This is a genomic window from Bacillus sp. SIMBA_154, assembly GCF_046536015.1.
In the GTDB taxonomy this organism is placed as follows: domain Bacteria; phylum Bacillota; class Bacilli; order Bacillales; family Bacillaceae; genus Bacillus; species Bacillus pumilus_P.
The window spans coordinates 51639-63686 of sequence record NZ_JAWJBV010000012.1 but is presented as its reverse complement, the minus strand read 5'-3'; the positions used below and the strand labels follow the sequence as shown (position 1 = coordinate 63686).

Sequence of the window (12048 nt, the reverse complement as noted above, 5' to 3'; positions counted from 1 at the left end):
GGTGCAAGAAGCAGTGAGTTCATTTGATAAGACAATGAAGTTTAACTTCTCTGATGATTCAGCTGAAACCAATGTGAATGAAGTGCTCATTACAGTCTATGATGCACTCCAAGAAAAAGGATATAACCCGATCAATCAAATTGTCGGATACTTGCTGTCAGGCGACCCTGCATATATTCCAAGACATCAGGATGCACGCAACCTAATTCGTAAACTAGAACGAGACGAATTAATTGAGGAATTGGTTAAATCGTACTTAGAGACACATAAAGAGGCGTAAAACATGAGAATTTTAGGCTTAGATTTAGGCACGAAAACCCTTGGTGTTGCGATCAGTGATGAAATGGGATGGACAGCGCAAGGGATTGAAACAATTAAAATTAATGAAGCAGGCGGAGACTTTGGTCTCAGCCGCCTGTCTGAGATCATTGCGCAATACGGAGCGGATAAAATCGTACTTGGCTTTCCAAAGAATATGAATGGTACGGTCGGTCCTAGAGGCGAAGCCAGCCAATCATTTGCGAAAGTGTTAGAAAACACGTACAATGTTCCTGTTGTGCTTTGGGACGAGCGTCTGTCGACAATGGCAGCGGAAAAAATGCTCATCTCTGCAGATGTGAGCAGACAAAAGCGTAAAAAAGTCATTGATAAAATGGCGGCTGTCATGATCCTTCAAGGGTACTTAGACAGCTTAAATTAAAATGAGGTGAATCAAATGGAACACGGAGAAAAGCAAATTACAATCGTTGATGATAATGGAAATGAACAGCTTTGCGAAGTACTATTTACTTTTGAAAGCGACCATTTTAACAAGTCATATGTCCTTTACTACCCAATTTCTGAGCAGGACAACGAAGAAATCGAAATTCATGCATCAAGCTTCACACCGAACGAAGACGGTGAAGATGGCGAGCTAAAGCCAATTGAAACAGATGAAGAGTGGGACATGATCGAAGAAACGTTAAATACGTTCTTAGATCAAGAAGACGAAGAATAGAACAAACAAAAGGCCTGTGAATATGATCTTAAGTGATCTTTTTTCACAGGTTTTTTTACGCCTGATATGTTAACTTGAATAAATTTTAGGTTGACATAAATCACTCGAGCTTTTACTCTATTTTTATCAAGGAATCGAGTGAGGGGCATGAATGTTGAAAATTCAAGATATGATGCAAATGGCGTTAATGACAGCAGTCGTCGGGATGTTAGGGTTGATCCCGCCGATATTACTTACGTTTACACCAGTACCAATCACATTGCAAACTGCAGGTCTTTTGCTTGCTGGGGGGCTGTTAAAGCCAAAACAAGCGCTGATCAGTTTACTTCTTTTTCTCCTGATTGTGGCAGCAGGCGCACCTCTTTTATCTGGAGGAAGAGGCGGGATTGGGGTCTTTTTTGGACCAAGCGGTGGTTTTTTACTTGCTTATCCAGTGGCTGCCTTTATGATCAGCCTGTGGCTGAACCGGCTGAAAAAAGTGACCGCTCTGCGTCTTTTTATGATCTATGCGGTATGCAGTATCGGGATTCTGTATGTATGCGGCATTCCTTTTCAAGCCATGATGATGCATATAAAGGTCACACAGGCAGCTCTGCTCAGTTTGATTTATATCCCAGGTGATCTCATCAAAGCTGGAATGTGTGCCGTCTTCACGATGAAAATCATCCAAGCAATGTCATATCGAAAAAGGGACATACATAAAGGGAGGCGAGCGGTTTGATTAGAATAACTGAAAGCTATGCAGGGCATGCAAAAATGAAGCCAGATCATATCGCCATCATAGATGAACAAGAGAGCATCACTTATCAAGATTGGCATGAGCGTGTGCAGACATCAGCACAGTGGCTAAATGAAACGGCTCATCAGCAAAAAAGAGTCGCTTTTTTAGTATCAAATGGTGCTTCTTTTCTACAAATATTTGCTGGAGCGGCTTGCGCAGGGTGGACAGCCGTTCCTCTTGATCCGAGATGGAGTCATGAAGAATGTGTAGAAAAGCTCTTGTTAAGTGAAGCAGATCTCGTCATTATTGAGGATCGATATATGAGAAGATTTGAAAAGATCAAGGTAGACATGCTTGTTCTTTCTTTATCTGAATGGAAAGAAAGAATGAGCCTTATCACACACGTTCAATCTAACAAACACGATACCGAGGAAGATCCTGCCTTTTATATGGGGTTTACTTCAGGATCAACGGGTTCACCTAAAGCCTTTATGAGGCGTCAGCATTCATGGATCGAGAGCTTTCGAATGACGGCCTCTGAATTTGGGATCACTCATCAAGATCATGTTCTCATTTTAGGCACACTTTTATCCTCTCATTTTTTATATGGTGCCATCAGTACACTATACTTTGGCGGCACGGTGACGCTATTAGAAAAATTCACGCCAGAGAAAGGAAAGGCTGCCTTAGAAAGGGGAGACATCACTGCTGTTTATACGGTCCCTACCATGACAGAATCATTACTGCAAATTGATGCTTTCGGAGACACTCCGCTTCTCGTCATATCCTCTGGGGCGGATTGGGGAATCTCTTCAAAAAAACTACTAGTAACCAACGATCCACATGTCACATTTTTTGATTTTTATGGAACATCAGAGTTGAGTTTTGTCTCCTATTTATCTTCAAATGATTTTCTGCAAAAACCTACTTCTGTTGGACGGCCTTTCTCTACGATTCAAGTTGAAGTGAGACGAGCAGATCAAACCGTCTGTCAGCCAAATGAAACAGGGAGAATTTATGTGAAAAGCCCGATGTCTTTTTCAGGTTACTTACACGAGGAAAAACAGCCAGAGGAGTGGCTGACGGTCTATGATATGGGGTGGCTGGACGAAGATGGGTATTTATATATGAGCGGCCGTGAGAATGGCATGATCGTCTATGGAGGACTGAATATTTTTCCAGAGGAAATTGAGCGTGTGCTAAATGAACAGCCAGAGGTGAAACGGTCGATCGTAATAGGCCTTCCTGATCCATATTGGGGTGAAATCCCTGTTGCCATTATTGAACAAGTACAGCAGACAAAGACCATTCGGCAAGCTGCCAAAGAAAAACTGGCGGCTTATAAGATACCAAAAAAATGGCTTGTCATTGACCAAATGATCGAAACATCCGGCGGGAAAATCGCTCGTGCCAGCATGAAAAAGTGGGCGGAGGATCAATTGTCATGCAAGCAGTCATAGTGGAAGCAAAACGAACACCCTTCGGTGACAAAAACGGGATGCTGAAGGATTATCGCCCAGAGCATTTAGCGGCGCCCCTTATTCAGCATTTGTCTCAGCTGAGGAAGCCAGATGACGTGATTTTAGGTAATGTGGTAGGGGGTGGCGGAAACATTGCTCGCCTGTCCTCATTAGAAGCAGGGCTTTCTCGACACATTCCCGGCATGACCATTGACAGGCAGTGTGCCTCTGGTCTTGAAGCGATTAGAACGGCTTGTGTCATGGTTCTATCGGGGGAGGGATCAATGTATATTGCTGGCGGGACTGAGAGCATTTCCAGATCACCGATGAAAGAAAGAGCCCGCTTTTCGCCGGATTGGATAGGAGATCCGCATATGGGAGAAGCAGCAGAGCTGACCGCATCAAGATTTTCTGTCACGAGAAGAGAACAAGATGACTATGCGCTTTTAAGCTGGGAGAGAAGTATAGAGGCATTCAAACAGGGAACGTATTCAGAAGAAATTGTTCCGATTGACGGGCTGAGCACAGATGAAGCGGCCGCTAAAATAAGACCGATCGCAAGGCTGATTAAGCGGGCAAAGCCTGTCTTTTTATCAGAAGGAACTGTGACTGTAACCAATAGCTGCAAGGAAGCCGACGGCGCAGCCGCAGTCGTTGTGATGGAAAGAGCGGAAGCAGAGGCCAAAGGCTTAAAGCCTAAGTTACGGTATGTCGGAAGTGCTGTGACGGCGATGCATCCGCATTTTCCTGCTGCTTCACCCATTGATGCGATCAAGAAACTCTTACATAGGGAACAGATGAAGATAGAAGACGTGGCGCTGTTTGAAATCAATGAAGCGTTTGCGCTGAAAGTGGCGCTGATTGCTCGGACGCTAGGAATACCTTATGACCGGATCAACAGAAGAGGCGGTGCACTTTGTCTTGGGCATCCGTACAGCGCATCGGGAGCTGCTATGATGGTGAGGTTATTTTACGAAGCTCACGCCTTACCGAAAGGAAGCTATGTCATGGCTGCCATTGGCAGTGGCGGTGGTGTTGGTTTAGCCGTATTATGTCAAGTTCTGTCATGAGATGCATGGGCAAGTAATTGCCGAACTCCGTCGAATCATGTACTATAAAGGCTAGATGTGAGGAGGGCCATGCATGTTTTCAGAACAAAAGAAACGACCATTTTTTAAAAGAAAAAAGGGGATCGTCCTGTTATCTGTACTTGCTGTAATCATCATTGCAGCATTATCAGGCTTTTTATATGTTAAATCAGCACTCGGACCGGTCGATCAAAAAAGCAAACAAACAATTAATATTCATATTCCAAATGGGACTTCTGTCCGTGCGATTGCGGGCATCCTAAAAGAAAATGGGCTTATTTCGAATGACACCATTTTCACTTACTATGCAAAATACAAAAAAGCTTCCGGCTTTAAAGCAGGATACTTTCATTTAAAACAAACAATGGACGCGGGCCAGCTCATTCAAAAGCTGACATCTGGCGGCACAGATTACGCCTTTCAGCTTGTGATTCCTGAAGGAAAACAGCTGTCTGATATTGCAACGATCATTGCCAACCAGACGAATTTTTCAGCGAAGGAAGTTGAAGCGAAGCTGGATGATCCAGCTTTTATTCAAAAGTTAATGAAAAAATATCCGAAAACGGTGACATCACAGGTTGATGGAAAACAGGTCAAACATCCGTTAGAGGGATATTTATTCCCTGCTACGTATCCATTTTATCGTGAGGATGAATCACTCGAAACAATCATTGATACAATGATTAAACACACGGATCAATATGTGAAAACATATGAAAAAGACATGAAAAAGAGAAACATGTCCATACACGATGTGTTAACAATGGCATCACTGATTGAAATGGAAGCAACGGAAAAGACGGATCGGTCAAAAATTTCAAGTGTGTTTTATAACCGGTTGAAAAAGGACATGCCGCTCCAAACAGACCCAACAGTTCTTTATGCACTTGGTGAGCATAAATCCCGTGTCTATTACAAAGACTTAAAGGTGAAATCTCCGTATAATACGTATATCAACAAAGGGCTGCCACCTGGTCCAATTGCAAATGCTGGTGAATCTTCATGGAAAGCAGCACTGCATCCAGAGAAAACGGATTTTGTTTACTTCCTTGCGAAGAAAAATGGAGAAGTCGTCTTTACGAAAACGTTAAATGAGCACAATAAAGCGAAAGCGAAATACATCACAGGCAGCAATTAACGCACATGTGAAACGGAAAAGACTGTAGACAATAGCCAGATTGCCTGCAGTTTTTTTCGTTGAAATATCCATTTTATAGGTTCGCAATTACCACTTCTTTGTGGTAAAATATATCGGGTTGTTTTTACTTAGATGAACGAAAGATTGATTGACGAGAAAGAGAGCTGCAATAGGCAGGACTCTTCTTTTTCAGGTCATGAAGGAGCTAGACATATAATGACTATCGAAGATGATCAAATAAATGATTATATTGAACATTTAATTCAACCAAGTCCTGATGCAATCGCTCAATTAGAGATATATGCAAAAGAGCATCATGTGCCAATCATGGAAAAGGTGAGCATCGAACTTTTACTTCAGCTGCTTTCTATGAAAAAGCCGAAGAAAATTCTTGAGGTTGGGACAGCAATTGGCTATTCGGCGATTAGAATGGCGACAGCTCTCCCAGATGCTGAGATTTACACGATTGAGCGGAATGCGAAACGCTATGAAGAAGCGACACGGAACATTGAGGAATTAAAATTAAAAGAAAGAATACACGTGTTCTTTGGTGATGCCATGGAATCGGCTAAAACAGTCCAAACGATGGCGCCCTATGATGTGATCTTCATTGATGCCGCAAAAGGGCAGTATAAACGCTTTTTTGAGCTGTTTGAACCGATGCTGGCTCATGACGGAATGATTATTACAGACAATGTATTATTCAAAGGCTTAGTCGCGACAAATTATGAAGAAGAAATTGAAGATAAACGAAAAAAACAATTAATTGGAAAAATTGATCGATACAATCAATGGCTGATGTCAAATCCTGACTTCCAAACATGTATCATTCCAGTTGGAGATGGGATCGCCATTAGTACAAAAAGAGGTGACCAATCATGAAAAAACCAGAATTGCTTGTGACGCCAAGCAAAGTGTCAGACGTACTGCCATTAATCGAGGCGGGAGCTGACGCATTTTTAATAGGTGAACAGACATACGGCATTCGCCTTGCAGGCGAGTTTTCAAGAGAAGATGTGAAACAAACGGTTCAGCTTGCACATGCACATCACAAAAAAGTGTATGTGGCCATGAATGCGATTTTTCATAATGACCGTGTTCAGCTGCTTGGAGATTATTTAACCTTTCTCGATGCATTAAACGTGGATGGTGTCGTCTTTGGAGACCCAGCAGTGATCATGGCCGCAAAGGAAACAGGAGTCAGCCTGAATCTTCACTGGAGTACAGAAACGACTGGGACAAACTATTACACTTGTAACTACTGGGGCAGAAAAGGTGCAACGCGTGCTGTTCTTGCCAAAGAGCTGAATATGGACAGTGTGATCGACATCAAAGAAAATGCTGAGGTGGAGATCGAAATTCAAGTCCATGGCATGACATGTATGTTCCAATCGAAACGTACTCTCATCGGCAACTACTTTGAATACCAGGGCAAACAAATGGACGTGGAAGGCAGTCATATGGGGAAAGGACTATTCCTTCATGACCAAGAGCGTCAAAACAAATACCCTATTTTCGAGGATGCAAACGGCACTCATATTATGAGTCCAAATGATGTGTGTATGATTGATGAATTAGAGGAGTTTGTCGACGCAGGTGTTGACTCTTTTAAAATTGACGGAATTTTAAAGTCACTTTCTTATATGACAGAGGTGACGTCTCTATATAGAAAAGCAATTGATTTGCTAACGACTGACAAAGAGGCTTATGAAGATCAGAAAGATGATTGGGTGAAGCAGATTGAAGACATTCAGCCAGTCAATCGTTCGATTGATACAGGATTCTTCTTTAAAGAAACGGTTTATTAACATAAGAGGAGGCAGAGGAAATGGCACTTTTAAAGGATGGTATTTCTGAAATGATTGATGGAAAACGTGTCATTACAAAAAAACCAGAACTGCTTGCACCAGCAGGGAACCTGGAAAAGCTGAAAATTGCTTTACATTACGGAGCAGACGCCGTCTTTATTGGCGGGAAAGAGTTTGGACTTCGCTCAAATGCAGATAACTTTTCAATTGAAGAAATGGCAGAAGGCGTCGCATTTGCAAACAAATACGGCGCACGGATTTATGTGACAACAAATATCTTTGCCCACAATGAAAACATGGACGGGCTAGAGGAATACCTTCAAGGGATTGAAGGCGCTGGTGTAGCGGGAATAATTGTGGCTGATCCGCTGATCATTGAAACATGTAAACGTGTGGCGCCAAAGCTGGAAGTTCACTTAAGCACGCAGCAATCTCTTTCAAATTGGAAAGCTGTTCAGTTTTGGAAGGAAGAAGGGCTTGAGCGTGTGGTGCTTGCACGTGAAACAAGTGCGCTAGAAATTAGAGAAATGAAAGAAAAGGTCGATATAGAAATCGAAACGTTCATTCACGGCGCGATGTGTATTGCTTACTCTGGCCGCTGCGTGCTCAGTAACCATATGACCGCGAGAGATTCTAACCGCGGAGGCTGCTGTCAGTCTTGCCGCTGGGATTATGATCTTTATAAACTAGAAGGTTCTGAGGAAGCACCATTATTCGGTGAAGAAGATGCACCATTTGCGATGAGTCCAAAAGACTTAAAGCTTGTCGAATCCATTCCTCAAATGATCGAAATGGGGATTGACAGCTTAAAGATCGAAGGACGGATGAAATCGATTCATTATGTGGCGACTGTCGTGAGTGTGTATCGTAAAGTCATCGATGCCTATTGTGCAGATCCAGATCATTTTGTCATTCAGCAGGAATGGTTAGATGAATTAGATAAATGTGCAAACCGTGACACAGCGCCAGCCTTTTTCGAAGGCGTACCGGGAACGGATGAACAAATGTTTGGCATTCATGGAAAGAAAACGACATTTGATTTCGCTGGTCTCGTTCTTCATTATGATGAAAAAGAACATATCGTGACATTGCAACAGCGTAACTTCTTTAAAGCAGGCGATGAAGTCGAATTCTTCGGACCAGAAATTGAGAATTTCACATTCAAAATTGAGACGATTTGGGATGAAAAAGGAAATGAGCTAGATGCCGCTCGTCATCCGCTGCAAATTGTGAAATTTAAGCTTGATCAAAAAGTATACCCTAGCAACATGATGAGAAAGGGGAAATAACAGGCCCATGAGGAGAAAACCAGTTGTGATCGGAATTGCTGGCGGCTCGGGTTCAGGTAAAACGAGCGTCACCAATTCCATCTATGAAAAATTTAAAGGACATTCCATCCTCATGCTTCAACAAGATTTATATTACAAAAATCAAAGTCATATGCCATTTGAAGAGCGCCTGCTCACGAACTATGATCATCCGCTTGCATTCGACAATGATCTCATGTTTGAGCACTTGGAACAGCTGCTAAGATACGAATCCATTGAAAAACCAATTTATGATTTTAAACTAAATACACGTTCAGAAGAGACGGTACATGTTGAACCAAAGGATGTCATCATCGTTGAAGGCATCTTTGCACTAGAAGATGAACGTCTTAGAGAATTAATGGATATTAAACTGTATGTCGATACTGATGCAGATCTACGCATCATTCGCCGTATTTTACGTGATACGAAGGAAAGAGGCCGTTCTATCGATTCCGTGATCGAACAATATGTATCTGTTGTCAGACCGATGCATAATCAATTCATTGAACCGACAAAGCGTTACGCCGATATCATCATCCCAGAAGGCGGTCAAAACCATGTGGCGATAGATTTAATGGTCACAAAAATTCAAACGATTCTTCAAAACCGCGGAGAATAAATGGTGAAGAGGCCTTTACAATGTAAAGGTCTTTTCAGCATCATGATCACAAAAAGAGAGTTAAAACCAATATTTCACTTATTTCTAGTGGTAGATGATATTTGAGCATTTTGAGAAGTAAAACATTGAATGAAAGATTTGATATGATAGGAAAACAATGAAGAAAAGCAGAAGTGGAAAAATCACCATCATATAGTGAAAGAATGAAGTTGTAAAAGTATATTGAAAAAATGACAAACAAATCATCACAAATTTTCAAACAATTCTTGATCAAAATGCAATTTTGTAATAATATAGCATAGACATATCGTACACTGACCATATTATGTATTGAAAGATGAAGAATGGATAAGATATTCTTCTACATATGATCGAAATGGCCGAACGAGGTACAGGAGCTTCCTGTGCCTTTCCACAGTTTGTGCGATGAAGATAAATTATCTTTAAACCGCGAGTGGTCCTGCCAAAATAAAAGGCATAATAGTTGCATCTAAAAGGGACGCCATGTAAGATGGACTTTTACGAATATGGGACAGAAAGAATGAGGGCCTGCACATGTCCTCATTCTTGTATATTTCAGTCGTCACTCACGTGCAGAAAGCTTGTATGATGAGGATTAATAGAAGGAGTGAATGATTCATGGCACACGAGAAAGTATTTCCAATGACAGAAGAAGGAAAGCGTAAATTAGAAGAAGAGCTTGAACATTTGAAAACGGTTAAACGTAAAGAGGTTGTAGAGCGTATTAAAATCGCTAGAAGCTTCGGAGACCTCTCTGAAAACTCGGAATATGATTCTGCTAAAGAAGAGCAAGCGTTTGTAGAAGGTCGTATCACAACGCTTGATAATATGATTCGTAATGCCAAAATTATCGAGGATGAGGGGAACTCAAATGTTGTCTCACTTGGTAAAACGGTGACATTCGTTGAATTACCGGACGGAGAAGAAGAATCTTATACGATTGTTGGAAGTGCAGAAGCTGATCCGTTTGAAGGAAAGATTTCAAACGACTCACCAATTGCAAAAAGCCTATTAGGCAAACAAGTAGATGACAAAGTAACCGTTCAAACACCTGGCGGAGAAATGTTCGTCCAAATTGTAAAAATTTCATAATCACGTTTATACGATAAACACCTCGTCCACAATAGGGACGAGGTGTTTTTATGCGCAAAAAAAGAAGAATTCAATGGACAGGTGCCATTATTTTTATGCTGCTGCTCGGTCTTCTTATCAGACTTGCAGAAATTCAGCTGTTTTTCACAGAATCTTTTTCAAAGCTTGATATCAATTTAATACAAGAAAGTGTCAGACAGCGAACAGAAGAAGTGGTCATTTCAGACGGACGCGGCGAATTTTTAGATCGGAATGGCCAAGCACTTCTCACAAAAGAACAGCCAGCGATCATCTTATTTCCTTTTTTGCAATATGATCTTCCTCACTTAAAGCAAACCGCCTCTATTCTTGAAATGGAAGAAGACGAACTCAAAAAACAGCTAACAGAAACCAAAAAACCTCTTATTCTAAAAGAGGACATGACGAAAAAAAAGCTGAAAGACATCAATGATATGAAATATTCAGGTGTTTACGGCGTATATATGAAAGAGAAGGACAAAAAAAGACTTGCCCTCCACACATTAGGTTTCACAAGCGAGAATCCAGAATTACTGAGAAAGCGTTATCCTGATAAAAAAGGGCTTTCCATCCGAACAGAAATTGGCACATTTGGGCTGGAAAGTACCTTTGACGAATTTCTATTACCCGAGCAAGACACAAAATTGTTATATCATGTGGACGGAAGGGGAAACCCTTTGTTTGGGATGGACGTCAAATATACAGCAGAAGCTCATTCGTTTTATCCACTTCAGGTTCAGACAACAATGGATGAAGACATGCAAGCCGAAATGGAGAAGGTTCTCAAAGAACAAGGCGTTGAAAAAGGCGGAGCTGTTCTGCTCGATATTCAAAACAGCAGTGTGCTGGCCATGGCGAGTGCTCCGAATGTCACAAGCAAAAACCGGCATGAAGCAAGAAATTACATGCTGACAGCCATTGCACCAGGCTCTGTATTTAAAACCGCTGTGCTTGCAGCAGCGATCGAAAAAAACCTCGACCAGCCACAAACCATGTATGACTGTCGAAAGAATTTATATGGAGAGCCAGAAGGAAAACAGGAAGTGCTGAATCTGTCTGAGAGCTTTGCGCAAAGCTGTAACTATACCTTTGCAACACTCGCCGGTCAGCTCATCCAAACAGATGATCAAATCATCGAAAAGACGGCTTCAAAGCTTGGACTTATTGATCGAGCTGGCTGGGAAGGGGAGGTATACCATAAGCAGCAATTCAAACAGTTTGATCGTGAAGAAACAGGCAGTGTGTGGGGAGATAAAAGAGACAAGCATGTCAAAAAAGCCATTGCGCAAACAGCGATAGGTCAAAAAAATGTCAAAACGACTCCGTTGCAAATCGCCAATATGATGGCAACGATCGCAAGAGGCGGAGAACGAAAAGAAGTGAGAATTGCAGATAAAGTGCTGTATCAAAACGGAACAACGATGCTATCCTTTCAAAACAAACGATCTGAAGGAGACAGCATTGACCGCTATACAGCTCAAAAGTTGCAAAAGTACTTAAGGCAGGTGGTGACGTCTGACAAAGGAACAGGAAGAAGGTTTCAAGATTTGCCATTCGATATGGCGGGGAAATCAGGCACTGCTCAAACCGGCAGTAAAGACAAAAAGGGGAATCCCCTTTATCATAAGTGGTTTGCTGGATACTTTCCGGTGGAAAAACCAAAATACGCCCTTGTCGTTGTTCACCTTGACGAGACAAGTGGACGGGCTAAGACAAATGATGCGTTTTATGATATTGTAAAAAAGGTCAATGAAATTGAAAAGAAACAGACATAGA

At 41.8% G+C, this 12048-nt stretch carries 13 protein-coding genes; all 13 read left to right on the top strand.

Annotation, left to right across the window (positions count from 1 at the left end; translation table 11 throughout):
- Positions 1–13 precede the first annotated feature (13 nt).
- The 13 genes from R0K30_RS15400 to R0K30_RS15340 all read left to right on the top strand — a co-directional run bounded on the left by R0K30_RS15400 (position 14) and on the right by R0K30_RS15340 (position 12047).
- Positions 14–280: an IreB family regulatory phosphoprotein gene (locus R0K30_RS15400; RefSeq protein WP_024718370.1), complete on the top strand. Its 267-nt coding sequence runs from the start codon at positions 14–16 to the stop codon at positions 278–280.
- Between the two features lie 3 nt (positions 281–283).
- Entirely contained in the window at positions 284–700 is a 417-nt protein-coding gene (gene ruvX / locus R0K30_RS15395; protein WP_099727745.1) for a Holliday junction resolvase RuvX, read from the top strand.
- 15 nt (positions 701–715) lie between these two features.
- Positions 716–997, top strand: a complete 282-nt coding sequence (locus R0K30_RS15390; RefSeq protein ID WP_099727744.1) for a DUF1292 domain-containing protein — start codon at positions 716–718, stop codon at positions 995–997.
- A gap of 151 nt (positions 998–1148) precedes the next feature.
- On the top strand, positions 1149–1718 hold the full coding sequence (locus tag R0K30_RS15385; protein WP_230030503.1) for a biotin transporter BioY: 570 nt from the start codon (positions 1149–1151) through the stop codon (positions 1716–1718).
- Positions 1718–3178: an acyl-CoA synthetase gene (locus R0K30_RS15380; protein ID WP_410611581.1), complete on the top strand. Its 1461-nt coding sequence runs from the start codon at positions 1718–1720 to the stop codon at positions 3176–3178. Before R0K30_RS15385 ends, R0K30_RS15380 begins: the two co-directional genes overlap by 1 nt.
- Positions 3163–4248, top strand: coding sequence for an acetyl-CoA C-acyltransferase (locus tag R0K30_RS15375; protein ID WP_249705019.1), 1086 nt, complete (start codon positions 3163–3165; stop codon positions 4246–4248). Before R0K30_RS15380 ends, R0K30_RS15375 begins: the two co-directional genes overlap by 16 nt.
- Positions 4249–4321: 73 nt before the next feature.
- Complete coding sequence (mltG, locus tag R0K30_RS15370; protein ID WP_099727740.1) at positions 4322–5404, top strand: endolytic transglycosylase MltG; 1083 nt, start codon at positions 4322–4324, stop codon at positions 5402–5404.
- 216 nt (positions 5405–5620) lie between these two features.
- Positions 5621–6286: an O-methyltransferase gene (locus R0K30_RS15365; protein WP_099727739.1), complete on the top strand. Its 666-nt coding sequence runs from the start codon at positions 5621–5623 to the stop codon at positions 6284–6286.
- Positions 6283–7212, top strand: coding sequence for a peptidase U32 family protein (locus tag R0K30_RS15360; RefSeq protein ID WP_410611549.1), 930 nt, complete (start codon positions 6283–6285; stop codon positions 7210–7212). Before R0K30_RS15365 ends, R0K30_RS15360 begins: the two co-directional genes overlap by 4 nt.
- A 20-nt stretch (positions 7213–7232) precedes the next feature.
- Entirely contained in the window at positions 7233–8501 is a 1269-nt protein-coding gene (locus tag R0K30_RS15355; RefSeq protein WP_410611547.1) for a peptidase U32 family protein, read from the top strand.
- Positions 8502–8508: 7 nt separating this feature from the next.
- Positions 8509–9141, top strand: a complete 633-nt coding sequence (gene udk, locus R0K30_RS15350) for a uridine kinase (protein ID WP_249705020.1) — start codon at positions 8509–8511, stop codon at positions 9139–9141.
- Between the two features lie 639 nt (positions 9142–9780).
- Positions 9781–10254 (top strand): transcription elongation factor GreA, encoded by a 474-nt coding sequence (gene greA, locus R0K30_RS15345; protein ID WP_099727735.1) that lies wholly within the window; start codon positions 9781–9783, stop codon positions 10252–10254.
- A gap of 50 nt (positions 10255–10304) precedes the next feature.
- Positions 10305–12047, top strand: a complete 1743-nt coding sequence (locus R0K30_RS15340; RefSeq protein ID WP_099727734.1) for a peptidoglycan D,D-transpeptidase FtsI family protein — start codon at positions 10305–10307, stop codon at positions 12045–12047.
- Position 12048: the final 1 nt, after the last annotated feature.

Excerpts from the sequence above, each read along its gene's own strand:
- ruvX (WP_099727745.1), top strand. The coding sequence starts at position 284 with ATGAGAATTTTAGGCTTAGATTTAGGCACGAAAACCCTTGGTGTTGCG.
- R0K30_RS15390 (WP_099727744.1), top strand. The coding sequence starts at position 716 with ATGGAACACGGAGAAAAGCAAATTACAATCGTTGATGATAATGGAAAT.
- R0K30_RS15385 (WP_230030503.1), top strand. The coding sequence starts at position 1,149 with ATGTTGAAAATTCAAGATATGATGCAAATGGCGTTAATGACAGCAGTC.
- R0K30_RS15375 (WP_249705019.1), top strand. The coding sequence starts at position 3,163 with ATGCAAGCAGTCATAGTGGAAGCAAAACGAACACCCTTCGGTGACAAA.
- mltG (WP_099727740.1), top strand. The coding sequence starts at position 4,322 with ATGTTTTCAGAACAAAAGAAACGACCATTTTTTAAAAGAAAAAAGGGG.
- R0K30_RS15365 (WP_099727739.1), top strand. The coding sequence starts at position 5,621 with ATGACTATCGAAGATGATCAAATAAATGATTATATTGAACATTTAATT.
- R0K30_RS15360 (WP_410611549.1), top strand. The coding sequence starts at position 6,283 with ATGAAAAAACCAGAATTGCTTGTGACGCCAAGCAAAGTGTCAGACGTA.
- R0K30_RS15355 (WP_410611547.1), top strand. The coding sequence starts at position 7,233 with ATGGCACTTTTAAAGGATGGTATTTCTGAAATGATTGATGGAAAACGT.
- udk (WP_249705020.1), top strand. The coding sequence starts at position 8,509 with ATGAGGAGAAAACCAGTTGTGATCGGAATTGCTGGCGGCTCGGGTTCA.
- greA (WP_099727735.1), top strand. The coding sequence starts at position 9,781 with ATGGCACACGAGAAAGTATTTCCAATGACAGAAGAAGGAAAGCGTAAA.
- R0K30_RS15340 (WP_099727734.1), top strand. The coding sequence starts at position 10,305 with ATGCGCAAAAAAAGAAGAATTCAATGGACAGGTGCCATTATTTTTATG.